The following is a 24748-nucleotide window of genomic DNA, read 5'->3' as shown; positions in this document are numbered from 1 at the left end:
CGGGGAACGTCTCCTACTCGGGGGTTTCGTCGAGCGCGTGGCCCACCAGGGCCAAGAGGGTCTCGATCACCGAGATCCGGCGCCGCGCATCCATGATCATGACAGGTATGTGCGCGGGGATGGTGAGCGCCTCCCGCACGTCGTCCGGCTCGAACTGCTCGCTGCCGTCGAAGTGGTTGACGCCGACGACGTAGGGCAGTCCGCAGCTCTCGAAGTAGTCCAGCGCGGGGAAGCAGTCCTTCAGCCGGCGGGTGTCGGCGAGGACGACCGCGCCGATCGCGCCGCGCACCAGGTCGTCCCACATGAACCAGAACCGCTGCTGGCCCGGCGTGCCGAACAGGTAGAGCACGAGGTCGTCGTCGAGCGTGAGGCGGCCGTAGTCCATGGCGACCGTGGTGGTGGTCTTCTCGGGCGTGCCGGTGAGGTCGTCGGTCTCCTCGCTGGCCTCGGTCATCAGCGCCTCCGTCTGGAGGGGCTCGATCTCCGAGACGGTGCCGACGAGGGTGGTCTTGCCGACGCCGAAGCCGCCCGCGACCACGATCTTCGTCGCGATGGGGGCGCGGGTGCGGTCCAGCTGCCAGGGCTGCAGGGGCTCGTCGGGTTCGACGGGCGGGGTGACGCCAACGGAGGAGGCGGCGTCAGAGACGACGGAGTCCACTCAGCACCCTTTCCAGCAGAGCGCGGTCGGGACGGCCCGTACCGTGGGCGGTACCGGTGCCGTACACACGGATCTTTCCCTGGTCCGCGAGGTCGCTGAGGAGTACCCGGACCACGCCGAGCGGCATCTTCAGCAGCGCGGCGATCTCGGCCACCGTGCGCATCCGGCGGCACAGTTCGACGATGGCCAGCAGCTCCGGCATCACCGCCGACTTCAACGAGCCGTTCGTCAGTTCCCGGCGCTCCTCGGGGGCTTCGAGGGCCGCCACGAAGGTCTCCACGAGGAGGACGTGCCCGAAGCGGGTGCGGCCGCCGGTGAGCGAGTAGGGGCGCACCCGGGCGGGCTTGCGGTCGCCGCCGCGGACGGGGAGCTGCTGCCTGGCGTTCTCGGGACGTGTGCTCATCGGACGCTCCCGGCCGACTCCGACTCGGGTTGCGACCCGGACTCGGCGGCTTCCAGGGATTTCCTGAGCTCGCTGCGGAGTTCCGGGGTCAGGACGTGTCCGGCGCGGCCCACGAAGAGGGCCATGTGGTAGGCCACCACGCTCATGTCGCAGTCGGCGGAGCCGTGCACGCCGAGGAGCGAGCCGTCGCTGATCGACATGACGAAGAGACTGCCCTCCGCCATCGCGATCATGGTGTGCTTCACCCCGCCGAACGCCATGAGCTTGGCGGCGCCGATGGTGAGGCTGCCGATGCCGGAGACGATGGTCGCGAGGTCGGCGGAGGAGCCGCGCGGGCCGGAAGGTTTCGTCTCACGGGGCTGACGTGCCTGATCGTTTCGGCCTGGGTCCGAGGACAGCAGGAGCAGACCGTCGGAGGAGACGACCGCGACGGACTGGATGCCGGGCACTTCCTCCACGAGGTTCGTCAACAGCCAGTGCAGGTTTCGGGCTTCACTGCTCAGTCCGAAGGTACTGGGCGCGGTCAACTGCTTGCCTCCTCGACTGTGCCCCCCGTGTCATCTTCGGCGTGTGCGTGTGCTTCTTGAGCTTTGTGGGACACCTGAGCCGACGGGACCTTGTTCTGGCCCGTCCGTTCGGCGATCTCCGCTTCCACCTCGCGGTAGCCGGCCTGCGCGCCCTGACGGAATCCGCCCAGCCGGCGGCGGAGGGCGTCCGCGTCGACGGAACCGGTCCGCTGACGCGGGGCTTGGGCGGGTGCGGTGATCTTGGGGGTGCGCTTGGGGAGGCCCTTGTCGGTGACGGGCTCCACGGTCGCGTCCGGTGCGTCCAGGGCGTCCAGGCCGTCCGGGACGCGGCTGTGCTCGGCGCTGCTGTCGTCACCGCCGTCTTCGGGGTGGGGCGCGGCCGCCGGTTCCGGTGCCGGGGTCGGCAGCAGGAGTTCCATGGTGGTCTCGGCTGCCGATTCCGGGGCCGGGGCCGGCTCCGGGGTCGGCTCCGGGGTCTCCGCCTGGCGTGCCGTCTGCTCCGCCAGGGCGATCAGCGGGTCCGTGGACTTGGCACGGCCCGGCAGGACGTTGGAGTTGGCCTCCGCGTCGGCGCCGGGCAGGGTGAAGCTCTGGTTGGCGGCCGAGGCCGGGACCGCCGAGGGGAGCGCGGCGGCCGGGGCCGCGGCCAGGAGCGGGTTCGGCAGGACGACGACCGCGGCCACCCCGCCCTGCTTCTGCTCGCGCAGGCGCACCCGCACGCCGTGCCGGTGGGCGAGCCGGGCCACCACGTACAGACCGAGGCCGAGACCCTCGTCGCCCTCCTGGTCGTAGGGCGTCTCGGGGTCGAAGGCGGCGAGGCGGGCGTTGAGCCGGTCCATCCGCTCCTCGGCCATGCCGATGCCCTCGTCCTGGACGGAGAGCATGACCTCGCCGTTCTCCAGGAGCCAGCCGGAGATCTCGACGGGCAGGTCCGGCGGGGAGAACGCGGTGGCGTTCTCCATGAGTTCGGCCAGCAGATGGCTCAGGTCGTCCGCGGCGAAGCCGGCCACGTGCGCGTGCGGGGGCAGCGCGGCGATCCGTACGCGCTCGTAGCGCTCGATCTCGCTGACCGCCGCGCGGACCACGTCCACCAGCGGGATCGGGCCCGCGTGCTGCTGGACGTGTTCGGTGCCGGCCAGGACCAGCAGGTTCTCGCTGTGGCGGCGCATGACCGTGGCGAAGTGGTCGAGCTTGAAGAGCGTGGCCAGCCGGTCGGGGTCCTGTTCGCGCTCCTCCAGGCCCTCGATGACGGCGAGTTGGCGCTCGACCAGGCCGAGGGTGCGCAGCGCGAGGTTGACGAAGGTGCTGCTGATGCTGTCCCGCAGGCCGTCCAACTGGGAGGCCGAGTCGGTGAGTTCGGCGCGCAGCTCCTCGCGGGCGTCGGCCATCCGCTGGCGCTGCCCGACCAGGTGCTTGCGGTCGGACTCCAGGGTGGCGACGCGTTCGTGGAGGGCCGCGGCGTGCTCGTGCAGGGCGTTGACGGAGCGGACGACCTGGGCGAACTCGTCGTTGCGGCCGGTGAACCTGACCGGTTCCTCGGCGGCCGGGTTCTCGGCCTGCGCGAGCCGTGCCGAGCCCCGGCGCAGCACGGCCAGCGGGCGGGTGAGGCTGCGCGCCATGCCGGTGGCGACGACGACGGCGAGCAGCATCAGCGCGCCGAGGAGGGTGACCCGCAGCTCCAGGTCGGTGACGTCGTCGTCCCGCAACTGGGCGAGGTGTTCGGTGCGCTTGCCGTAGAGGGAGGACTCGACGCCGCGCATCTGGTCGACCCGGGCGGAGAGCGCGGCGTCCAGTTTCTTGACGCTGGTGTCGAGTTCGGCGCCGCTGAGTTCGGGCTGGTCGGTGAGGGACGCGAGGTAGGCCTCGGCGGCGTCGACGTCGCCGCCGGTGACCGTGGAGTCGTACGAGTCGACCGCGTCCTGCGGCGCGCCCTCGCGGAAGTCGGCGAGGGCTGCGTCGGAGCGCAGCCGGGCCTGCTGCGCGGCGGCGGTGAGGGCGTCGCGCTGCTTGGCGTCGGCCTTGGAGGAGACCTTCTCGGTGGTCTCGCGGCCGGTGAGGGGGTCGTAGTCGGTCTCGGTCCGCGTCGGCACGTTCAGCGCGGCGAGGAGCAGTCCCCGGGCCGCGGAGGCCTGTTGGACGGCGGTGTCGAGTTCGGCGAGGGCGTAGGCGCCGGAGCCCGCGCGGGGCGGCATCTGCTCGGCGAGCCGGTCGACGAGGACGTGGAGGGCGGTGATGGCCCGGGAGTACGCCTCGTGCGCCTGGATGGCGGAGGTCTTGCCGGTGAGGGCGGACTGCCGCACGGTCGCGACGGAGCCGAGGGCCTCGCGCAGCGCGGCGGAGACCTCGGTCTCGGTGGTCAGTTCGCGCACCTGCCGGTCCACCCGGGCGCTGCCCTCGGCGGTGGGCGCCTTGGACTTCATCCGGCCGGCCGCGACATAGGTGGTGACCTCGTCGCGTTCGTCGGCGAGGGACTGGGCGAGGGCGAGGGCGTCCTGGGTCTGTTCGGCCAGGGTGACCAGGTCCTGGGCGTCCTTCAACTGGCCGGAGGCGGCCAGGATCGAGGGGGCGCCGGCCCCGGCGATCGCGGCGGCCACCACGGCCACCCCGACGATCAGCCGGTTGCGTACGTGGGTCGGACGGCCCTTGCCGACAGGGGTGCGCTCCGCGCCCCCCTCGGAGGCCGTCTGCCTGCCTGTACGCCGAGGCCGCGTCTTCTGCACCGGTGCTCGCATTCCTGACTCGTGTACCCATGGGCCGGATGTGACGCTCCGTCAACTGGCGCGTACGTCCGGTACGGCTCCCGACCCTCCCAGTGCCGGTGGACAGGGGCCGCGCATCGCTTGCCCCGCCACCCGAAGGAGTGAACATCGGAGTCGAGTGGGCGGGCAAGTTCCTCCGGCGCGCGCAGCGGCCTTGTGCGGCAGGCCGGTTGGACGTGGGCGACGGGCTTTGACAGTATTCGCCGCCACGTCTTCCCGGAGTACTGCATTCCCGCCCAAAGCGCCCGTCTGACCTGCGGCGGCGCAACCGTTCCGCGAGCAATGCCGTCCTTTTGCGAAGACTGTGAGGGGGTCGTGCAGACTGGCCGAATGCGTACGGAACTTGTGTCGGAGGCCGGCGATCGGGCGCGCCCCAACGAGGACTTCGCGAGTGTCGGGCTTTCCGCCTCCGGTCAGGGCGGTTCGCTCGTCGTGCTGGACGGGGTGACCCCGCCGAAGGGTGATGCGGGCTGTCTGCATTCGGTCCCCTGGTTCACCGCGCGGCTGGGCGGCGCGCTGACCGAACTGACCGTTTCACTCACGGATGTTCCGCTGGCCGAGACGCTTGCGCTGGCCATCGCGCGTACCGCCGAGGCCCATGCCGACACCTGTGACCTTTCTCACCCACGCACGCCTCAGGCCACAGTGGTTCTGGCGCGTTGGTCCCCGGAACTGGTCGAGTACCTGGTCCTGTGCGACGCGACGCTGCTGCTGGTGTCCCCAGACGGCACGGTCGTTCCCGTCCACGACGACCGGCTGGCCCGGCTGCCGCGCGAGCTGCTGCGGAGCGCCGAGGTCGTCGACGGCACGCTCCGTAACAAGGAGGGCGGGTTCTTCACGGCCGCGGCCGACCCGTCGGTGGCCGCCCGGGCGGTGACCGCGGCCGTGCCGCGCGCGGAGGTCCGCTCGCTGGCCGCCCTGTCGGACGGGGCCGCCCGCTGGACGGAGCTCTTCCGGCAGGGCGACTGGGCGGACCTGCTCGCCGTGGTCCGCGCGGAGGGGGCCCGCTCGCTGGTGGAGCGGGTCCGGGCGCTGGAACGGGCCGACGACGCCGCCGGGCGGGCCTTCCTGGGCCGGGCGAAGACCCACGACGACGCGACGGTGGTGTGCGTGCAGCCGTAGCCCGCGCCCCGGCCCACGCCGGTTACTTCTCCATGCCCCGGTTCAGCTGGTGGAGCAGGCGGGCCAGTTCGGAGACCTCGGTGCGGTCCCAGTCGGAGAAATGGGTGACGTACCGCTCCCGGCGGGCCTCGCGGACGCGGCGCACCCGGGTGCGGCCTTCCTCGGTGAGGTCGACCAGCCAGGCCCGGCCGTCCGCCGGGTCCGGTTCGCGGGCGACCAGGCCGAGTTGTTCCAGGGCGCGCAGCTGGCGGGACATGGTGGCCTTGCCGACGCCGATGTAGGCGGCGAGCTCCGTGGCGCGCTGGCGGCCGCACTCCTCCAGCCGGACGAGCAGCCCGTAGGCGGCGGACTCCAGGTCCGGATGGACCTCGCGGGCCATCTCGCCCTGGTTGGCGCGGGCGCGGCGCAGCAGCACCGTGAGCTCCCGCTCCAGGGAGAGGAACTCCCGGTCGCCCTGCTCCACCCCACGCGACGACGTCCCGCCGTCTGTGTCCTCGTGCACGTCAGCACCCCTGATCTCGCCGCCTCGCCGCCATCGGCGCAGCCCCTAAGTATTCCGCAGGCACAGACCATTGACACCGCCCAGAACGCGCGACGGGTACGGCGGGGGACACGGCGCGCCCCGGAGGCGCGGCGTCCCCCCGCGGGGGCCCTCGCCGCCAGGCCGGCCCGGCGCCGCACGACGGGGCAGGCGGTGGCGCCGACCGTCGCTGCGCCGACCGCGCGCCGGCGGCGGCGGGCGCGAGCCCCGCGCTCCCCAAGGCGCGCGGCGGGGGCGGCCCGGGTACGGCAGGGCCCGGGACTCCCTCAGGGAAACCCGGGCCTCGCCCTCCCGCGTCGTCCGTCACGCCGCCGCGGGGACCTGCGGCCTCGCGGCGTTCGCGGCGGGCGCGAGCGCCGCGCTCCCCAGGGCGCGCGGCGGGGGGCGGCCCGGGTACGGCGGGGCCCGGGCTCCCTCAGGGAAACCCGGGTCCTGCCCTCAGGGGCCGTCCGTCACGCCGCCTGCGGGAACCTACGGCCGTGCGCCGTGGGGCGGCGGGCGCGGGCGACGCGCTCCCCAAGGTGCACGGCGGGGGCGGCCTGGGTGCGGCGGGGCCCGGGGGTCCCACAGGGAGGCCCGGGCCCCGCCCTCCCGCGGCGTCCGTCACGCCGCCGCGGGGACCTGTGGCCTCGCGGCGTTCGCGGCGGGGGCGAGCGCCAGCTCCAGGACCTGGCGGACGTCGGTGACGGCGTGGACGTCGAGCTTGTCCAGCACCTCCGCCGGGACGTCGTCCAGGTCGGCCTCGTTGCGCTTGGGGATGATCACCGTGGTGACGCCGGCCCGGTGCGCGGCGAGCAGCTTCTGCTTCACGCCGCCGATGGGCAGCACCCGGCCGGTCAGCGAGACTTCGCCGGTCATGGCCACGTCGGTGCGGACGAGCCGGCCGGACAGCAAGGACGCGAGGGCCGTCGTCATGGTGACGCCGGCGCTCGGGCCGTCCTTGGGGACCGCGCCCGCCGGGAAGTGGATGTGCACGCCCCGGTCCTTGAGGTCGCCCACCGGCAGTTCCAGTTCGGCGCCGTGGCTGCGCAGGAAGCTCAGCGCGATCTGCGCCGACTCCTTCATCACGTCGCCGAGCTGACCGGTCAGGGTCAGGCCCGACGCGCCGGTCTCCGGGTCGGCCAGCGACGCCTCGACGAAGAGGACGTCACCGCCCGCGCCGGTGACCGCGAGGCCGGTGGCGACTCCGGGCACGGCGGTGCGGCGCTCGGCCGGGTCCTGGGCCGACTCGGGCACGTGGTGCGGCCGGCCGATCAGTGCGCGCAGGTCCTCGTCCCGGACGGTGAACGGCAGCTTCCGCTCGCCGAGTTCGTGCTGGGCCGCGATCTTGCGCAGCAGCCGGGCGATGGACCGCTCCAGGGTGCGCACGCCCGCCTCGCGGGTGTACTCGCCGGCGAGCTTGCGCAGCGCGCTCTCGTCGAGCGCGACCTCGTCCTGGTCCAGGCCCGCCCGCTCCAGCTGGCGCGGGAGCAGGTGGTCGCGGGCGATGACGACCTTCTCGTCCTCGGTGTAGCCGTCGAGGCGGACCAGCTCCATGCGGTCGAGCAGGGCCTCCGGGATGGCTTCGAGCACGTTGGCGGTGGCCAGGAAGACCACGTCCGACAGGTCGAGTTCGACCTCCAGGTAGTGGTCGCGGAAGGTGTGGTTCTGCGCCGGGTCGAGGACCTCCAGCAGGGCGGCGGCCGGGTCGCCCCGGAAGTCGGAGCCGACCTTGTCGATCTCGTCGAGCAGCACCACCGGGTTCAGCGACCCGGCCTCCTTGATGGCCCGCACGATCCGGCCGGGCAGCGCGCCGACGTAGGTGCGGCGGTGGCCGCGGATCTCGGCCTCGTCCCGGACGCCGCCGAGGGCGACGCGCACGAACTTGCGGCCCATGGCGTGGGCGACGGACTCGCCGAGGCTGGTCTTGCCGACGCCGGGCGGGCCGACGAGCGCGAGCACCGCGCCGCCGCGCCGGCCGCCCACGACGCCGAGGCCGCGTTCGCCGCGTCGCTTGCGCACGGCCAGGTACTCGGTGATGCGCTCCTTGACGTCGTCCAGACCGGCGTGCTCGGCGTCGAGGACCGCGCGGGCGCCCTGGATGTCGTAGCGGTCCTCGGTCCGTTCGTTCCACGGCAGTTCGAGGACGGTGTCCAGCCAGGTGCGGATCCAGGAGCCCTCGGGCGACTGGTCGCTGGACCGCTCCAGCTTGTCGACCTCCTTGAGGGCGGCCTCGCGGACCTTCTCGGGCAGGTCGGCGGCCTCGACGCGGGCGCGGTAGTCGTCCGACTCCTCGCCCTCCTGCTCGCCGTTGAGCTCGCGCAGCTCCTTGCGGACGGCGTCGAGCTGGCGGCGCAGCAGGAATTCGCGCTGCTGCTTGTCGACGCCCTCCTGGACGTCCTTGGCGATGGTCTCGGCGACGTCCTGCTCGGCGAGGTGTTCGCGCAGCTGCTGGGTGGCGAGCTTCAGCCGGGCCACCGGGTCGGCGGTCTCCAGCAGCTCGATCTTCTGTTCGGTGGTCAGGAACGGCGAGTAGCCGGAGTTGTCGGCGAGCGCGGAGACGTCGTCGATGGCCTGGACGCGGTCGACGACCTGCCAGGCGGCGCGCTTGCGCAGCCACGCGGTGGCCAGCGCCTTGTATTCCTTGACGAGTTCGGCGACCTGGCCGGGCAGCGGCTCGGGCAGGCTGTCGTCGACCCTCGTCCCCTCGACCCACAGCGCGCCGCCGGGGCCGGTGGTGCCGGCGCCGATCTGCACCCGGCCGCGGCCGCGGATCAGCGCGCCCGGGTCGCCGTCGGCGAGGCGGCCGACCTGTTCGACGGTGCCGAGCACACCCGTGCTCGCGTACGTCCCGTCGATGCGCGGCACCAGCAGCACGCGGGGCTTCCCGCCCGCGGTACGGGCGGCGGCCTGGGCGGCCTCGACAGCGGCGCGCACGTCGGTGTCGTTGAGGTCCAGTGGAACCACCATGCCGGGGAGCACGACCTCGTCATCGAGAGGCAGTACGGGCAGGGTGAGCTGTACGGACGTCGAAGCCATGATCTCCCCTTAGGCAGTCAAGTTGAGCTATGCCGACTCAATGCACATGAGCCCGCGAATGTTCCCCGCGGGGCGGCCCGTTCGCTGTGGGCGATCACGAAGGGTCCGCAGCAGCGTCGGTCGGCGTGTCCGCGCCGCGTCCGTCGCCGCGTCCGTCGCCGCGTCCGCCGCCGCGTCCTGCGCGCGCTCCGGCGCACTGCGGGTCGCACAGGGCGCGAGCACCGGCGTAGCGGGGGCCACGCCGGAGGGGCCGACGGCGTACGAGTCGTCGGGCCGGTCCGTCGAGGCGCCGCTGACCAGCGCGAAGCCCGGCGGAAGCGCACGCGGGTGACGTCCGGCGGCCGGGAGGGCGCACCCTCCGGTGCCGCACGACGGGGCACGCCCCTCGCGCCCCCTCCCCGTACCCCGCTCACTTCCGGCATTCGCCCCGAAGCGTCCCCTCCCCCGACCACAATGCGCATATGACCGATGACTGGAAGCGACGTCTCGACGCCCTCCACGCCGAGTTGGTCCGCCGCGACGACCCCGTCGCCTGGGTGACGGAGGCGGACGCCGTCGAGGCCTCCCGGCGCTATCCGCACATCGCGCTGCGCGGGCCCGTCTTCGGCATCGCCGCGCGCGACCCGGCCGCCCATCCACGCTGGCGGCTGCTGAAACCGATGGTGGACGGCATGCCCCAGCAGGCCCGGGACGGGCTCAACTCGCACCTGTGGTTCAAGGCGAAGGACGGCGCCGGCGACCCGGCCGCCCGGCGGGAACTGCTGGCGGCCGTGGCCGTCCTGGAGCGGGCGCCGGCCGACGAGGTGGAGGCGCTGGGCGTGCGCTACCGGGTGGTGCGCGGCGACGAGTTCGCCCGCACCGGCGACGACGGCCTGGAGCCGCCACGGCCCACCGACCCGGAGACCACGGCCCCGTCCTGGGAGGACCAGAGCGCCGCCCCGTCACCCGACGTGGGCTTCGTCCTCCACCCCGGCCGGGACGAGGGCCCGATGGCGGGCGCCCTGCGGCTGGGCCTGCGCGACTTCACGTACACGGGGGCCCGGTTCCCGGCCGACGTGCGGGCGGACTCCGCGCGGGCGACCAGGACGCACCCGGACGTGGTCCGGCTGCCCGTCGGCTTCTCGGTGGCCGAACGCGACGACTCGGGCTGGACCCCGTGCGGGGCGCTCGCGGCGACCCCGCACGAGGCGCGCCGCACGCTGTACGAGGGGATGTCCCGCGTGTGGGCGATGCTGTACCGCTTCGACGAGCGGAAGAAGGCGCTGTACGCGCGGGCCGCGGAGGCGTTCAGGAACGCGGGCCGGGCCGACGAGGCCCGCGTGGAGGACCGGCTGTTCCGGATCTGCCGCGTCGAGCGGATGGTCCGCCTCGGCCCGGACGGCCCCGAGCCGCCCCGCCCGTCGGACGTCGACGAGTACGGCCCGATGAAGCTCCACCCGACCCTGCACGAGGACGGCACGGTCCAGTTCGAGGACTAGTCCGAAGGCTGGGCGGCCGGCCCGGGGCTCGGTGCGGTTTCGGCCCAGCGGCGGGTCCGCGGCCAGGTGGCGATGCCTATCGTCAGGGCGATCAGGTGGCCCCAGTTCGTCAGCGGGTCGGTGAAAGCGATCAGGTCCTGGAGCAGCATCCCGCCGAAGGCGGCGAGCAGGAGCCGGCGCGGCCAGGGTGCGAGCAGCCCGGCCAGGGCGCCTACGCACGCGGCGACGCCGAAGCTGATGCCGTAGTCGAGGCGGTGCAGCGAACTGTCGGGCAGTCGGCCGACGAGCACGGCCAGCCCGACCGGGACCTCGGTCGCGAGGGTGGCCAGGACGTGCCCGAGCAGGAAGACGAGCGCCGTGCGGGCCCCGCCGATGCGCCGTTCCAGCAGGGTGAGGACGACCAGGAAGCTGAGCGTGAAGAGCGAGGCGAAGCCGCCCGCCACCCACAGTGCGCTGCCCGCCAGCACGAGCACCGGTGTCTGCGACAGGTGCGCCACGTCGGTGCTGAAGCCCTGGTGCAGGGCGTGCACGAGGGTGGGGTCGAGTTGCGCGGTGACGTACGAGGTGAGGGCGAGGACGGCCGTGTAGGCCAGGGTGAAGGGCACCGGGAGCCGGAAGCGGGGCGGGGAGTCCGTCGCGGCGGGCCGCACCGGGGGCGGCTCGGCGGGGTGCGGACCGCGCTGGCCCGGGATGCCGTCGAGGAGTGCGGAGGCTTCGGGCACGGGCGGGCCCGTGGGTGCTGCCGTGCGTTCCACCGTCGGGCGCTCCTTCCGTTTCGCTCCACCTTTCGGGCCGCGGCCGACCGCTGTCTGTGACGGGCGCCACGTCGAAGCCGATTCACAGGAAGCTCCGAGGCTTCTCCCGGGCGATTCCCGGCCGCACGGAGCCTGTTCCGAACAGGGGTGCGTCAACCGCATTCGCCGCCCACGGAATTCCCTCAACAAACCGTCAGGGAGCTGCCAGGATGGACCGATGCCCCTCCCGTACGACATCCCCGACGCGCCCCAGGTACTCGACCGTCGCGAGGGCCCCTACGGCGAGGTCGTCCTGCGCCGGCACGGGAAGCTGCTCCAGATCATCGCGAACGGCTGCTTCCTGATGGACACCTCGGACGGCCGCTCGGAGCGGCTGCTGGTCGACGCGGCCCGGGATGCGCTGGACGACCGCCCGGCCCCCGACCTGCTGATCGGCGGGCTCGGCGTCGGCTTCTCGCTGGCGCACGCCGGCGCCGACCCCCGTTGGGGCGGGATCACGGTCGTGGAGCGCGAGCGCGCCGTCATCGACTGGCACCTCGACGGCCCGCTGGCCGCGCTCTCCGGAGCGGGGCTCACCGACCCCCGGACGAAGATCGTCGAAACGGATCTCCTCGACTACGTCAATGAGACATGCGACACGTTCGACGCGGTATGCCTGGACATCGACAACGGGCCCGACTGGACCGTCACCGAGGGCAACGAAAGCCTCTACTCGACGGCCGGACTGGCAAGCTGCGCACGGGTGTTGAGACCCGGTGGAGTACTGGCCGTATGGTCCGCCCGGCCCTCTCCGGAATTCGAGGGAACCATGGGGAATGCCGGGTTCCAGCAGGTGCGTACCGAAGAGATCCGGGTTGCCCGAGGCGTGCCGGACGTCGTGCACCTCGGCGTCCGACCTGGATAGCAAACCCGCGGTGACTCCCCGTACGCTGCACCCCTGACGCCGATCATTCATGCGTCAACCGCAGTCATGCGCAGACAAGGGATCACCCCACTGGTTCCGGAAAGCACACTCAGGGGCGGGCGATGGAGCAGACACACACCGCACACAACGGCACGGCGACGGCGACCCCGGGCGCGCAGCGGCGCGTCCTGGTGGTCGAGGACGACCCGACGATCGTCGACGCCATCGCGGCCCGCCTGCGCGCCGAGGGATTCCTCGTGCAAACGGCGGGGGACGGCCCGGCGGCCGTCGACACCGCCGAGGCCTGGCAGCCCGATCTGCTGATCCTCGACATCATGCTGCCCGGCTTCGACGGTCTGGAGGTCTGCCGTCGTGTGCAGGCCGCCCGTCCGGTGCCGGTGCTGATGCTCACCGCGCGCGACGACGAGACCGACATGCTGGTCGGGCTCGGCGTGGGCGCCGACGACTACATGACCAAGCCGTTCTCGATGCGGGAGCTGGCGGCACGCGTGCACGTGCTGCTGCGCCGGGTGGAGCGGGCCGCGATCGCGGCGACGACCCCGCGCAGCGGGATCCTGCGGCTCGGCGAGCTGGAGATCGACCACGCGCAGCGCCGGGTGCGGGTGCGCTCGGACGACGTGCACCTGACGCCCACCGAGTTCGACCTGCTGGTCTGCCTGGCGAACACCCCGCGCGCGGTGCTCTCCCGTGAGCAGCTCCTCGCCGAGGTCTGGGACTGGGCGGACGCCTCCGGCACCCGTACCGTCGACAGCCACATCAAGGCGCTGCGGCGGAAGATCGGCGCCGAGCGGATCCGCACGGTGCACGGCGTGGGCTACGCGCTGGAGACCCCGACGCCATGAGCCCCGGGCCGGACGGACCGAGAAGCCCCGCGGAGCCCTGGGGCCGCGTACGCCCGTTCTCGATCAAGACCAAGCTGGGCGCGCTGGTCGTGATCTCGGTGCTGATCACCACCGGTCTGTCGATGATCGCGGTGCACACCAAGACGGAGCTGCGCTTCATCACGGTCTTCTCGATGATCGCCACACTGTTGATCACGCAGTTCGTGGCGCATTCGCTCACCGCGCCGCTGGACGAGATGAACACGGTGGCCCGGTCCATCTCGCACGGCGACTACACCCGCCGAGTGCGTGAGAACCGCCGTGACGAGCTGGGCGACCTGGCCCAGACGATCAACGTCATGGCGGACGAGCTGGAGGCGCAGGACCGGCAGCGCAAGGAGCTGGTGGCCAACGTCTCGCACGAGCTGCGCACGCCCATCGCGGGGCTGCGCGCCGTCCTGGAGAACGTGGTCGACGGCATCGCCGAGGCCGACACCGAGACGATGCGCACGGCCCTGAAGCAGACGGAGCGGCTCGGACGGCTGGTGGAGACCCTGCTGGACCTGTCCCGCCTCGACAACGGCGTCGTCCCGCTGCGCCGGCGGCGCTTCGAGGTGTGGCCGTATCTGTCCGGCGTGCTGAAGGAGGCCAACATGGTCGCCTCCGCGCGCGCCACGATGGGCTCGGGCGGCAACCACACGCGCACGGACGTCCATCTGCACCTGGACGTGTCCCCGCCGGAGCTGACCGCGCACGCGGACCCGGAGCGCATCCATCAGGTCGTCGCCAACCTGATCGACAACGCCGTCAAGCACAGCCCACCGCACGGACGGGTGACGGTGAAGGCGCGGCGCGGGCCGCAGCCGGAGTCGCTGGAGCTGGAGGTCCTGGACGAGGGGCCCGGCATTCCGCGCTCGGAGTGGCACCGCGTGTTCGAGCGGTTCAACCGGGGAGCCGTCCGCCGGCCGCACGGGCCGGGCAGCGACGGCGGCACGGGGCTGGGGCTGGCGATCGCCCGCTGGGCGGTCGATCTTCACGGCGGCCGGATCGGGGTGGCCGAATCCGAGCGGGGTTGTCGGATTCTTATCACCCTTCCGGGAGAGTCATCCGTTCCAAGTTGACGTAAAGTTCGAAGCGGAGCCACAAGATCCACGGGCGTCCGCGCAGACGGACACGTGTGATCAGGCAGAGGACCGGCCCAGGTCGGCACGGGTTCGCACGCTTGGGGTGCGCGACCTGCATCAACTCTTCCCTTTTGCAGCGTAACCGCGCTTGTTTCCCGCCATTTCCACCCGCGAAACGCGCTTTCCGATGTGACTTACGCGACGATGGCCCGGCTCGACCTGACCTTCACCCTCCCGGGGGCGTAGCCTTTATTCCCGCTGTCCATAACCTTGTGAAGCGGAAGAGGGCGGTTGCCGCCGTGTCGCCACAGTCCCCCAGTAACGCATCGAGCATCTCGACCGACGCAGACCAAGCGGGCAAGAATCCCGCGGCCGCGTTCGGACCGAACGAGTGGCTCGTCGACGAGATCTATCAGCAGTACCTCCAGGACCCGAACTCGGTAGACCGTGCCTGGTGGGACTTCTTCGCCGACTACAAGCCCGGGGCCGCCGCGCCCTCGGCTCCGGCGGGTACTGCGGCCCCGGTGGCCGCAGCGACCACCAGCACGCCCCCGGCGCCCGCCGCCCCGGCTGCCGCGGCCCCCGCCGCGCCCGTCGCTGCGGCCCCCGCACCGGCCCCGGCCCCCGCGGCCGTGCCGAAGCCCGCGGCCGCCCCGGCTGCCGCGGCTCCCGCCCCGGTGCAGGCGGCTCCGGCCGCCGCGAAGCCCGCGCCCGCCGCTGCGGCTCCCGCGGCCCCCGAGGGCCCGGAGTTCGTGACGCTGCGCGGTCCGTCCGCCGCAGTCGCCAAGAACATGAACGCCTCGCTGGAGCTGCCCACGGCCACGTCCGTGCGCGCGGTCCCGGTGAAGCTGCTGTTCGACAACCGCATCGTCATCAACAACCACCTCAAGCGGGCCCGGGGCGGGAAGATCTCCTTCACGCACCTGATCGGCTTCGCGATGGTGCAGGCCATCAAGGCCATGCCGTCGATGAACTGGCACTACGCGGACAAGGACGGGAAGCCCACCCTCGTCAAGCCCGCGCACGTCAACTTCGGCCTCGCCATCGACCTGGTGAAGGCCAACGGCGACCGCCAGCTCGTCGTCGCCGGCATCAAGAAGGCCGAGACGCTGAACTTCTTCGAGTTCTGGCAGGCCTACGAGGACATCGTCCGCCGCGCCCGCGAGGGCAAGCTGACGATGGACGACTTCACCGGCGTCACCGTCTCGCTGACCAACCCCGGCGGCCTCGGCACCGTCCACTCCGTGCCGCGTCTGATGCCCGGGCAGTCGGTCATCATGGGCGTCGGCTCGATGGACTACCCCGCGGAGTTCCAGGGCACCAGCCAGGACACCCTGAACAAGCTCGGCATCGCGAAGGTCATGACGCTCACGTCGACCTACGACCACCGGGTCATCCAGGGCGCCGCCTCCGGCGAGTTCCTGCGGGTCGTCGCGAACTACCTGCTCGGCGAGAACGGCTTCTACGACGAGATCTTCGAGGCGCTGCGCATCCCCTACGAGCCGGTCCGCTGGCTCAAGGACATCGACGCCAGCCACGACGACGACGTCACCAAGGCCGCGCGCGTCTTCGAGCTGATCCACTCCTACCGGGTCCGCGGCCATGTCATGGCCGACACCGACCCGCTGGAGTACCGCCAGCGCAAGCACCCCGACCTCGACATCACCGAGCACGGCCTCACCCTGTGGGACCTGGAGCGCGAGTTCGCGGTCGGCGGCTTCGCCGGCAAGTCCCTGATGAAGCTGCGCGACATCCTCGGCGTGCTGCGCGACTCGTACTGCCGCACCACCGGCGTCGAGTTCATGCACATCCAGGACCCGAAGCAGCGCCGCTGGATCCAGGACCGCATCGAGCGCCCGCACAGCAAGCCGGAGCGCGAGGAGCAGCTGCGCATCCTGCGCCGGCTGAACGCGGCGGAGGCCTTCGAGACCTTCCTGCAGACCAAGTACGTCGGCCAGAAGCGGTTCTCCCTGGAGGGCGGCGAGTCCGTCATCCCGCTGCTGGACGCCGTCCTCGACAGCGCCGCCGAGTCCCGCCTGGACGAGGTCGTCATCGGCATGGCCCACCGCGGCCGGCTGAACGTGCTGGCCAACATCGTCGGCAAGTCGTACGCCCAGATCTTCCGCGAGTTCGAGGGCAACCTCGACCCGAAGTCGATGCACGGCTCCGGCGACGTGAAGTACCACCTGGGCGCCGAGGGCACCTTCACCGGTCTCGACGGTGAGCAGATCAAGGTCTCGCTGGCCGCGAACCCGTCCCACCTGGAGACGGTCGACCCGATCATCGAGGGCATCAGCCGCGCCAAGCAGGACATCATCAACAAGGGCGGCACGGACTTCACCGTCCTGCCGGTGGCCCTGCACGGCGACGCGGCCTTCGCGGGCCAGGGCGTGGTGGCCGAGACGCTGAACATGTCTCAGCTGCGCGGCTACCGCACCGGCGGCACGGTCCACATCGTCATCAACAACCAGGTCGGCTTCACGGCGGCTCCCGAGTCGTCGCGCTCCTCGATGTACGCCACGGACGTGGCGCGCATGATCGAGGCCCCGATCTTCCACGTGAACGGCGACGACCCCGAGGCCGTCGTGCGCGTCGCGCGCCTGGCCTTCGAGTTCCGTCAGGCGTTCAACAAGGACGTGGTGATCGACCTCATCTGCTACCGCCGCCGCGGTCACAACGAGTCGGACAACCCGGCCTTCACCCAGCCGCTGATGTACGACCTGATCGACAAGAAGCGCTCGGTGCGCAAGCTCTACACCGAGTCCCTCATCGGTCGCGGCGACATCACCCTGGAAGAGGCCGAGCAGGCGCTGCAGGACTACCAGGGCCAGCTGGAGAAGGTCTTCACCGAGGTCCGCGAGGCCATCACCTCGCAGCCGGCCTCGGGCGCGGTCTCTGACCCGCACGCGGAGTTCCCGGTCGCCGTGAACACCGCGATCACCACGGAGACCGTGAAGCGGATCGCCGAGTCCCAGGTCAACATCCCCGACTACTTCCACGTCCACCCGCGTCTGCTGCCGCAGCTGCAGCGCCGGGCGACGATGGTCGAGGACGGCACGATCGACTGGGGCATGGGCGAAACGCTGGCCGTGGGCTCGCTGCTCCTCGAGGGCACCCCGGTCCGGCTGTCCGGCCAGGACTCCCAGCGCGGCACCTTCGGCCAGCGGCACGCGGTCCTCATCGACCGTGAGACGGGCGAGGAGCACACCCCGCTGCAGTACCTCGCCGAGGACCAGGCGCGCTACAACGTCTACAACTCCCTGCTGTCCGAGTACGCGGTCATGGGCTTCGAGTACGGCTACTCGCTGGCCCGTCCCGACGCGCTCGTGATGTGGGAGGCGCAGTTCGGCGACTTCGTCAACGGCGCGCAGACGGTCGTCGACGAGTACATCTCGGCCGCGGAACAGAAGTGGGGCCAGACGTCCGGCGTCACCCTGCTCCTCCCCCACGGCTACGAGGGTCAGGGCCCGGACCACTCCTCGGCCCGCGTCGAGCGGTTCCTGCAGCTCTGCGCCCAGAACAACATGACGGTCGCGATGCCGACGCTCCCGTCGAACTACTTCCACCTCCTGCGGTGGCAGGTGCACAACCCGCACCACAAGCCGCTGGTCGTCTTCACCCCGAAGTCGATGCTGCGCCTCAAGGCCGCCGCGTCGAAGGCGGAGGAGTTCACCACGGGCCAGTTCCGCCCGGTCATCGGCGACGCCTCGGTGGAGCCGAACGCGGTCAGGAAGGTCGTCTTCTGCACCGGCAAGGTCTACTACGACCTCGAAGCCGAGCGGCAGAAGCGCGGGGTCACGGACACGGCGATCATCCGGCTGGAGCGGCTGTACCCGCTGCCCGGCGCGGAGGTTCAGGCCGAGGTCAACAAGTACCCCAACGCCGAGAAATACATCTGGGCGCAGGAGGAGCCGGCCAACCAGGGCGCATGGCCGTTCATCGCCCTGAACCTGATCGACCACCTGGACCTCGCGGTCGGCGCGGACGTCCCGCACGGCGAGCGGCTGCGGCGCATCTCGCGCCCGCACGGCTCGTCCCCGGCGGTCGGCTCGGCGAAGCGGCACCAGGCGGAGCAGGAGCAGCTGGTGACCGAGGTGTTCGAGGCCTGAGCCTCGCCGCCCGCTGAAGGCGCTCGCTGAGGGCGCTCGATGAAGGCGCTCGATGAGTGAAGGGCCCGCCCCCCGGAGGTTTTCCGGGGGGCGGGCCCTTCAGCGTGCGAAGCGGGTCGTCGCTCAGGTCGTCTGGGGTTCGAAGTCCCAGTACGGGCGGTTGCGGGAGCGGGCCGAGATGGTGTGGACGTGTTGCTTGCCCAAGGTCGCCTCCAGGTCCGAGAGGGCCTCCTGCTCGACCTTCTCCGCCTGTCGGCGGTCCCGCAGTCCGCGCAGGTCGGCCGCGTGCGCGATACGGGCCGAGAGGGTGAGCGGGTGGGTGCGGCCCAGCACCTCGGTGGCCAGGGTCACGGTGTCCCGGCTGAGGGCGGCCGCGCTCTCGGTGTCTCCGACGAGGTTGCGCAGGGCCGAGGCGTTGAGGGCGCACCCCAGGGTCCAGGGGTGGCTCTCCCCGACGGCCTCCGTCATGGCGGCGAGCGCCTGCTCGATGAGGACGTGGGCGTGTTCGCGCTCCCCCACGTTGCGCAGGATGAGCGCCTGGTTGGCGCGGGCTCCGGCGACGAAGGGATGGGCGTCGGCGAGCATCACCTCGTAGCGGGCGACGACGGCCTCGCTGAGCTCCCGGGCCTGGTCGATGTCGCCGTGCTCCCGGGCGAAGCAGCTCTGGGCGCAGCCGAACATGAGGGTCCACGGGTGGGTCTCGCCCATGACCCGCTCGCCGCTCTCCAGGACGGTGGTGAAGAGTTCGCCCGCCTTCGCGCGCTCACCGTTGCGGTAGTGGCACAGCGCGAGGTTGTACTCGGCCTTCAGGGTCTGCGGGTTGCTGTCGCCCATGACGATCCGGTTGTCGCGCACGCTCTGCGCCTGGATCGACTCGGCCTCGGTGTAGCGGCCCAGCAGGCGCAGGTCGATGGAGTAGGAGATCTGGGAGTCGAGGGTCCACGGGTGACGCCCCTTCAGCACCAGCCGCCGTGACTCCATGACCTGCCGGTCGATGGTCAGGGCCTCCTGGTAGGCGCCGAGCAGGCGCAGCGAGACGGCGACGTTGTTGCGCGCGTTCAGGGTGCGTGAGTCCTGCTCGCCGAGGAGTTCGTGGTAGGCCAGCTGGATCCAGCGGGACAGTTCGAGCGCCTCGTCGTAGCGGCCGAGGCCGCGCAGGTCGGCGGCCAGGCCGCCGGCGGCGCGCAGGTGTTCCAGGTCCTGCGGTCCGCGTTCCTCGCGCAGCTGCTCGACGGTGGCCCGGTTGATGGCCTCGGTGCGGGTGTACTCGCCGCCGGCGCGCAGCACGTTGACGTAGTGGAAGGTCAGTTCCCAGAGCCTCGGGTGGCTCTCGCCGAGCACCGACGGCCATGCTTCGATGGCGCGCTCGCCGAGCTTGATGCCGGCCGTGTACTCGCCGGAGAAGTACATGTAGCGCAGACAGTTGAGCACCATGCCCTGCACGCCGGGGTCCGTGCTCTTGAGGACGTCCGCGTACTTCAGGTGCGGCACGATCTCGGCGTACCGCTGCCACAGGCTGGTGTCGGTGGGCCGGCGCGGATCGGCCGCGGCCAGGGCCCGCCGCACGACGTCGATGAACTCGGCCCGGTCGGCGTCCGGCATGTCCTTCTGGACGATCTGGTGGACCATGCGGTGCAGGTAGAGGGACTCGCCGGTGGAGGAGCCCTCGTCGCCGAGGGTCTCGTGGGACTCCAGGCGCACCACGGAGTACTGGCGGAGCTGGCTGATCGCCTTGTTCCACAGCAGGGGATCGTTGAGCAGTCCGGCGATCTGTTCGGGCAGATCGCCGCTCGGCATCTCCTTGAGGAGGCGTACCGGGATGAAGCCGGGCGCGAAGAAGGTGCACAGCCTCAGGAGGTCCACGGACTCGGGGACGGTCTCGCGGAGCTTGTTCAGCAGTATCGACCAGGCGGTCTGGAAGGCGAGCGGGAAGTCCGCCGAAACCTTGACGACGTCCTGGTCGATGCCGCCTTCCAGGAGCCCGATGTACTCCTGGACCGACAGGTCGGAGTCGTTGAGCCAGCCCGCCGTCTGGTCCAGCAGCAGCGGGAGGTCCTCCAGCGCGTCCGCCAGCTGGTCGGCCTCCGCGTCGGTGAGCCGGGGGGCGCGGCGGCGGATGAACGCCACCGACTCGAAGCGGTCGTACACCGGCACCTCCAGGAGCATGCTGTTGTGCTCGCTCCACTCGGGGTTGCGCGAGGTGATGATCACATGCCCGGGGCCGGTGGGGACCAGGTCCCAGATCTGGTCGGGCTCGTCCGCGCCGTCCAGGATCAGCAGCCAGCGGGCGAAGGGGTCGCCCCGGCGCAGGGAGTCGCGGACGGCGCGCAGCCGCTCGCCGTACTCCTGTCCGGTGCGCAGGCCGAGTTTGGGGGCGAGTTCGGCGAGCAGCCGTCGGTAGGTGACCCGTTTCTCGGCGTTGACCCACCACACGACGTCGTACTCGGAGCCGAAGCGGTAGACGTACTCGGCGGCGAGCTGGGTCTTGCCCACGCCCGACATGCCGTGGAAGGTCACCACGCCCGCGCCCGGCGCCGCGCCCTGCAGCTGGTGGTAGGCGTCGTTGAGGATCGTCTCGCGGCCGGTGAAGCGGGTGTTGCGGCGCGGCACCCCGCCCCACACCTCGGGCATGGACGCGGGGAAGCGGGGGGAGCGCCGCTCCACCTCGGCGGGCTCCGGGAGCGGGCCGGCGGCCAGGCCGAGCCGCTCCACCAGGCGGCGCTCGGCCTCGTCGGCTCCGACGTTGATCAGTTCGACCGGGGCCAGCACGGCGGCGGCGGTCGGCACGGCCGCCGTGGTGACGGAGACGCCCGCGAACCGGGACGGGTCGGGGGCGACGACCTCGCCGAGGGCCGCGTTCCACTCCTCGCGGGTGCGCGGGCCCAGTTGGAAGTACCACTCGCTGACCACGACGAGGATCCGGCCCTCGGCCAGTTTGAGATGGCGCAGCAGGTCGGCCAGCGGAACCTCCGCCGGGGAGTCCCACCGCTGGAACACCACGCGCAGCCCCCGGCGCTCCAGCCGGTCCCCGATCCAGGCCGCCCAGGCGCGGTTGAACCCGGCGAAGCTGATCGTGACGGTCTGTTGCGCCGCCTCCCCCACGGTCGTCCCGACCGGCGTACGAGCTCCAGACATGCAGCGGCCTCCAGCGCGTAGTCCACAAAAATCCTAGAACCTCGGCGCATCGCTGGTAAGTGTGGCGGGCCCGCGAACGACACCTCGGCGCAACGATCTTTCCGCAGTGGGGGGCTCGACGCGGGTATCTTCACTCATTCAGCCGTGGCGAGGACGGGGACGGAGTCTGACGCTGCGTCCACAGGGTTCGCGCGGCCTTCAGATAGGCCTGGGCGCGGGCCGTGTGGCCGCGGGGCGCGGGGTGCGCGTCCATGCCCTCGTAGGCGGCGGCCATCGCGTCGACGAAGCGCCGCCCCCGGACGGTGAGATGCGGTGCTCCGACGAGTGCGGGCAGCGCGGCCCCGACCTGGGCGCGGTAGCGGGCGTGCTGGGCCCAGGCGGATTCCCGGTGCGCGGGGTCCGCGGTGAGGGCGCGGCGTTGGAAGAAGTCCGCGAGGCCGAGGTGCGCGTAGGCGCCCTGCAACAGTCCGTCGAACGGCCGGGGGTCCGCGCGCCAGGGCGCGAAGTACCGGGCCTGCGGGCCCGCCTGATGGAGTGTCGTCATATCGCTGAGGGCCGCCAGTTTGGCGTGCTGCAGCTCATGGACGAGCGTCGCGGCGAAGGCCACCGGGGAGGGCGGGGTGCTGCACAGCAGCGCGCCGAACGCGTCGCGCCGCGTCGCGCTGCAGGCGCCGCTGCCCTCCGCGTCCGGCGGCATCTCCAGCGGGACGAGACAGCGCAACAGCGCCCGTGCCTCCGTCACCCGGTGCTCGCCGCCCGTGTGCAGGGCGGCGGCCGTGCCGGACCACGCCTGCAGCCACCGTTTGCGTTCCGGGTCGTCCAGGGTCGTCGGCGCGCTGAGCGCCCGGTGGCGGGGGTCGCCGCGCGCGGTGCGGTACGGGTCGAGGTCGTCGAGCGGCATGGGGGCGGCCTCGGGCACCAGGCCGGGCAGCGCGTAGGCGGGCGTCCAGGCGAGGGCCCCGGACCAGGCGCCGAACCCGCGCTCCAGGAACACGATCACGTCCGACGCGTCGGGCTGCGAGAGCGTGACCCGCCCTCGGGCGTAGGCCGCCCGGACCGGGACGTCGCCGGACGTGGCCGTGTGCAGGGTGCCGAGCGAGGGCAGGTTGAGCTGTCCGTCGTAGGCGGTGAGTTCGACGCTGAAGGGGATCTCGGCGCGGGCCGCGGCCACCGCGGCAAGTGCACTGAAGTGCGCAAGCCCCCGCCCCAGTTCCCGCTCCCGCCCCGGCCCGGACACCCGCCCTGCCGCATCCAACCCCCGCAGCACACTCAACGCCCACGGCCCGACCAACGGATACAACAACCGCACAAGCGCAACACGACCGCCGGGGTCGGCGGCGGCGGAGGTTGCGGCGGTCGCGCTGGCCGCGCCAGTCGCGGCGGTCGCGGCGGTCGCGGCGGCCACGCCGGTCGCGCCGGTTGCGCCGGTCGCGGGGGTCGCGGCGGTCGCGCCGGTTGCGCTGGCCGCGCCGGTCAGGGCGGCTGCGCCAGCTGCGGCGGCTGCTTCCGCCGCGGCACTCGCGCCGACCGCGGCGCTCCCGCTGGCCGTGGCGGTTACGCCGGCCGCGCCGGTCACAGCGCCTGTGCCGGGGGCGCCGGGGGCGGGAGTTGCGCCGGTCACGCCGGTCGCGCCGGCCGCAGTGGAGGCCAGTCGACCGGTTGGTGTGGTTCGGTCTGCTTCGGTGAGTAGGGTCCAGTCGTCCTGGAGTCGGGACTTCTCGGTGGGGGAGCAGGTGGCGCGGTCGGCCGCCTGGGCTGCGTCGAGTACCGCACGCAGCAGGAGCAGCCGTCGGGTGTCCTGGTCGTGGACCAGGAGCGCGAGGGTGTCCGCGCCGCCCTCGGAGCTGCCGAGTTCGGCCAGGGCCCGGTCCCAGATCGCCGGGAGAATCACGGGGCGCCCCCTTCGCGGGTGGATGCGGACAGGGCCGTCGCCGCGGCAGTGGCGGTGGTACCGGCCAGCCGGGTGGAGACGTGGCGGATGAAGCGCTGGAGGTCCGCGCAGTACACGGAGGGGTTGCGGAAGCCGTGCCCCGCCCGGTAGCGGTGGGCGTAGTGACCGCCTCCGCAGACCGAGAGCAGCGGACAGGCCCGGCACTGCCCGGCGAGGGCCGCCGCGCCCGCCTGCCGGGCGGCCACCCCCGGGTGCCGCAACGCCTCGTCGAATCCGTGCCGGAAGACGTCCAGGCCGGTGCGGGCCGCTCCGTCGTAGGCCGACTTCAGGGCGTCCACCTGCTCGATCGAACCGTCCGTCTCGACGACCACGGCGTCGAAGGCCTCGAGCCCGAGCGTCTCCGTGATCGCCGGGAGCCCCAGGAGCAGCGCGATGCACTCCTCGAAGAGCCGCACGCGCGTCTCCCGCCGCCCGGCCTCCCACCAGCGGTCGAAGACGGCGCACAGCCAGTCGCCGTACGCCGTCCCGGTGCCGCCGCGGTGGGGCGGCGGCGCGGACCAGTTCCCGTGCGGGAGCAGCAGGTCGAGGGCGGGCGGGCGCAGGGCGAGCAGCGACTCGTACGTGTCGTGCGGGTCCTGGGTGACGTCGACGACGGCCAGGATTCCGGCGTACGACTCCGGGAAGCGCTCGGCGACCAGGCGCGCCCCGCGTGCGGCGGCGGGCCAGGAGGGGCGTCCGGCGTGGTCGACGCGCCGGGCGTTGTGGGCGGGGCGGCCGCCGTCGAGGCTGATGCCGACGCCGATCCGGTGCCGGGCGAGGATCGCGAGGCGCCGCTCGGTCAGCAGGGTGGCGTTGGTCTGGACGACGGCGCGGACCGTGCAGCCGGCCGGGACCCGCTCGCGGACCAGGTCGGTGAACCGGCCGAGGGTCTCGGCGCCCGCCAGCAGCGGCTCGCCGCCGTGCAGGGTCAGCGAGAGGGCGGTCAGGCCGTGGCCGCGGGCGTGCTCGGCGATGCGGTCGGCGGTGCGGTCCAGCACCTCGGGCGAGGTGGCGGCGGGGCGGTCCCGCCAGGTGGCGTCGGGGCCTTCGTAGAGGTAGCAGTACCGGCAGGCGAGGTTGCAGCGGCCGTGGACCTTGACGATGAACTGCCGGAACGGCACGCGCTGTCCGGACACATCAGCACCCCCGTGTGTCGGTGTCGAGTCAGGCTGGCGGAAGGTCGGCCCGATGGGATCAGCCCGATGGGATCAGCCCGATGGGATCAGAAGGAACTGCTGAATCCCCAGAGCACATCGCTCGGCCGCTTGGCCCGCTCGCGCAGATCCGCCAGCACCTCCTGGAGCAGCGGGTGTCGGATCGTCGCCAGTTCGGCCAGGCTCAGCTCTGTCAGATCCGGCAGCGCCGACAGTTCCACCGTGGGTTCCGCGCCGTCCGTGCTGTCCATCTCGTTCCCCTCTCGTGCCGACGTGACCCGTACCGGCG

At 72.2% G+C, this 24748-nt stretch carries 17 protein-coding genes; 6 read left to right on the top strand and 11 right to left on the bottom strand.

What is annotated here, in order from left to right; all coding sequences use genetic code 11:
• Positions 1–13 precede the first annotated feature (13 nt).
• The 4 genes from ACWCPF_RS10380 to ACWCPF_RS10365 are packed head-to-tail and all read right to left on the bottom strand — an operon-like array spanning position 14 to position 4308.
• Positions 14–658 (bottom strand): GTP-binding protein, encoded by a 645-nt coding sequence (locus ACWCPF_RS10380; RefSeq protein ID WP_451044550.1) that lies wholly within the window; start codon positions 656–658, stop codon positions 14–16.
• Positions 639–1061 carry a DUF742 domain-containing protein gene (locus ACWCPF_RS10375; RefSeq protein ID WP_451044549.1) on the bottom strand — a complete coding sequence of 141 codons (423 nt, stop codon included), beginning with the start codon at positions 1059–1061 and terminating at the stop codon, positions 639–641. The genes ACWCPF_RS10380 and ACWCPF_RS10375 overlap by 20 nt, the downstream gene beginning before the upstream one ends.
• Positions 1058–1588, bottom strand: a complete 531-nt coding sequence (locus tag ACWCPF_RS10370) for a roadblock/LC7 domain-containing protein (protein WP_451044548.1) — start codon at positions 1586–1588, stop codon at positions 1058–1060. The genes ACWCPF_RS10375 and ACWCPF_RS10370 overlap by 4 nt, the downstream gene beginning before the upstream one ends.
• Entirely contained in the window at positions 1585–4308 is a 2724-nt protein-coding gene (locus ACWCPF_RS10365; RefSeq protein WP_451044547.1) for a sensor histidine kinase, read from the bottom strand. Before ACWCPF_RS10365 ends, ACWCPF_RS10370 begins: the two co-directional genes overlap by 4 nt.
• Positions 4309–4677: 369 nt before the next feature.
• Here ACWCPF_RS10365 and ACWCPF_RS10360 point away from each other — a divergent pair, with 369 nt between their 5' ends.
• On the top strand, positions 4678–5469 hold the full coding sequence (locus ACWCPF_RS10360) for a protein phosphatase 2C domain-containing protein (protein ID WP_451044546.1): 792 nt from the start codon (positions 4678–4680) through the stop codon (positions 5467–5469).
• Between the two features lie 22 nt (positions 5470–5491).
• Here the strand turns inward: ACWCPF_RS10360 and ACWCPF_RS10355 are convergent, their stop codons facing one another.
• Positions 5492–5971 carry a MarR family winged helix-turn-helix transcriptional regulator gene (locus tag ACWCPF_RS10355; RefSeq protein WP_451044545.1) on the bottom strand — a complete coding sequence of 160 codons (480 nt, stop codon included), beginning with the start codon at positions 5969–5971 and terminating at the stop codon, positions 5492–5494.
• Positions 5972–6613: 642 nt separating this feature from the next.
• A complete protein-coding gene (gene lon, locus ACWCPF_RS10350; RefSeq protein ID WP_451044544.1) occupies positions 6614–9028 on the bottom strand; it encodes an endopeptidase La in 2415 nt (804 codons plus the stop codon).
• A 461-nt stretch (positions 9029–9489) separates the two neighbouring features.
• Between lon and ACWCPF_RS10345 the strand changes: the two genes are divergently transcribed.
• Positions 9490–10506 carry a DUF5954 family protein gene (locus tag ACWCPF_RS10345; protein WP_451044543.1) on the top strand — a complete coding sequence of 339 codons (1017 nt, stop codon included), beginning with the start codon at positions 9490–9492 and terminating at the stop codon, positions 10504–10506.
• Here the strand turns inward: ACWCPF_RS10345 and ACWCPF_RS10340 are convergent.
• Positions 10503–11261 carry a rhomboid-like protein gene (locus ACWCPF_RS10340; RefSeq protein WP_451044542.1) on the bottom strand — a complete coding sequence of 253 codons (759 nt, stop codon included), beginning with the start codon at positions 11259–11261 and terminating at the stop codon, positions 10503–10505. The two genes, ACWCPF_RS10345 and ACWCPF_RS10340, sit on opposite strands and share 4 nt — an antisense overlap.
• A gap of 217 nt (positions 11262–11478) precedes the next feature.
• On the opposite strand from ACWCPF_RS10340, the gene ACWCPF_RS10335 reads away from it, so the two are divergent.
• The 4 genes from ACWCPF_RS10335 to ACWCPF_RS10320 all read left to right on the top strand — a co-directional run bounded on the left by ACWCPF_RS10335 (position 11479) and on the right by ACWCPF_RS10320 (position 18240).
• Positions 11479–12165 carry a spermidine synthase gene (locus ACWCPF_RS10335; protein WP_451044541.1) on the top strand — a complete coding sequence of 229 codons (687 nt, stop codon included), beginning with the start codon at positions 11479–11481 and terminating at the stop codon, positions 12163–12165.
• A gap of 122 nt (positions 12166–12287) precedes the next feature.
• Entirely contained in the window at positions 12288–13028 is a 741-nt protein-coding gene (locus ACWCPF_RS10330; RefSeq protein WP_451044540.1) for a response regulator transcription factor, read from the top strand.
• Entirely contained in the window at positions 13025–14128 is a 1104-nt protein-coding gene (locus ACWCPF_RS10325) for a sensor histidine kinase (RefSeq protein WP_451044539.1), read from the top strand. The genes ACWCPF_RS10330 and ACWCPF_RS10325 overlap by 4 nt, the downstream gene beginning before the upstream one ends.
• Positions 14129–14430: 302 nt before the next feature.
• Positions 14431–18240 carry a multifunctional oxoglutarate decarboxylase/oxoglutarate dehydrogenase thiamine pyrophosphate-binding subunit/dihydrolipoyllysine-residue succinyltransferase subunit gene (locus tag ACWCPF_RS10320; protein ID WP_451044538.1) on the top strand — a complete coding sequence of 1270 codons (3810 nt, stop codon included), beginning with the start codon at positions 14431–14433 and terminating at the stop codon, positions 18238–18240.
• Positions 18241–18363: 123 nt separating this feature from the next.
• Here ACWCPF_RS10320 and fxsT read toward each other — a convergent pair whose 3' ends face one another.
• From fxsT to fxsA, 4 genes are all read right to left on the bottom strand, one after another.
• Positions 18364–21375, bottom strand: a complete 3012-nt coding sequence (fxsT, locus tag ACWCPF_RS10315) for an FxSxx-COOH system tetratricopeptide repeat protein (protein ID WP_451044537.1) — start codon at positions 21373–21375, stop codon at positions 18364–18366.
• A 130-nt stretch (positions 21376–21505) separates the two neighbouring features.
• Positions 21506–23266 (bottom strand): aKG-HExxH-type peptide beta-hydroxylase, encoded by a 1761-nt coding sequence (locus ACWCPF_RS10310; protein ID WP_451044536.1) that lies wholly within the window; start codon positions 23264–23266, stop codon positions 21506–21508.
• Positions 23263–24441, bottom strand: coding sequence for an FxsB family cyclophane-forming radical SAM/SPASM peptide maturase (locus tag ACWCPF_RS10305; protein WP_451044535.1), 1179 nt, complete (start codon positions 24439–24441; stop codon positions 23263–23265). Before ACWCPF_RS10305 ends, ACWCPF_RS10310 begins: the two co-directional genes overlap by 4 nt.
• Before the next feature lie 86 nt (positions 24442–24527).
• Positions 24528–24710 (bottom strand): FxSxx-COOH cyclophane-containing RiPP peptide, encoded by a 183-nt coding sequence (gene fxsA / locus ACWCPF_RS10300; RefSeq protein ID WP_451044534.1) that lies wholly within the window; start codon positions 24708–24710, stop codon positions 24528–24530.
• Positions 24711–24748 lie beyond the last annotated feature (38 nt).

It is taken from the genome of Streptomyces sp. NPDC001858 (assembly GCF_053594615.1).
Note: the sequence above shows the minus strand (reverse complement) of the source record. Positions and strands in the feature narration are given on the sequence as shown.

Coding starts and splice junctions, on each gene's coding strand:
- ACWCPF_RS10325 (WP_451044539.1), top strand. CDS start 13,025: ATGAGCCCCGGGCCGGACGGACCGAGAAGCCCCGCGGAGCCCTGGGGC.
- ACWCPF_RS10360 (WP_451044546.1), top strand. CDS start 4,678: ATGCGTACGGAACTTGTGTCGGAGGCCGGCGATCGGGCGCGCCCCAAC.
- ACWCPF_RS10335 (WP_451044541.1), top strand. CDS start 11,479: ATGCCCCTCCCGTACGACATCCCCGACGCGCCCCAGGTACTCGACCGT.
- fxsT (WP_451044537.1), bottom strand. CDS start 21,375: ATGTCTGGAGCTCGTACGCCGGTCGGGACGACCGTGGGGGAGGCGGCG.
- fxsA (WP_451044534.1), bottom strand. CDS start 24,710: ATGGACAGCACGGACGGCGCGGAACCCACGGTGGAACTGTCGGCGCTG.
- lon (WP_451044544.1), bottom strand. CDS start 9,028: ATGGCTTCGACGTCCGTACAGCTCACCCTGCCCGTACTGCCTCTCGAT.
- ACWCPF_RS10375 (WP_451044549.1), bottom strand. CDS start 1,061: ATGAGCACACGTCCCGAGAACGCCAGGCAGCAGCTCCCCGTCCGCGGC.
- ACWCPF_RS10330 (WP_451044540.1), top strand. CDS start 12,288: ATGGAGCAGACACACACCGCACACAACGGCACGGCGACGGCGACCCCG.
- ACWCPF_RS10345 (WP_451044543.1), top strand. CDS start 9,490: ATGACCGATGACTGGAAGCGACGTCTCGACGCCCTCCACGCCGAGTTG.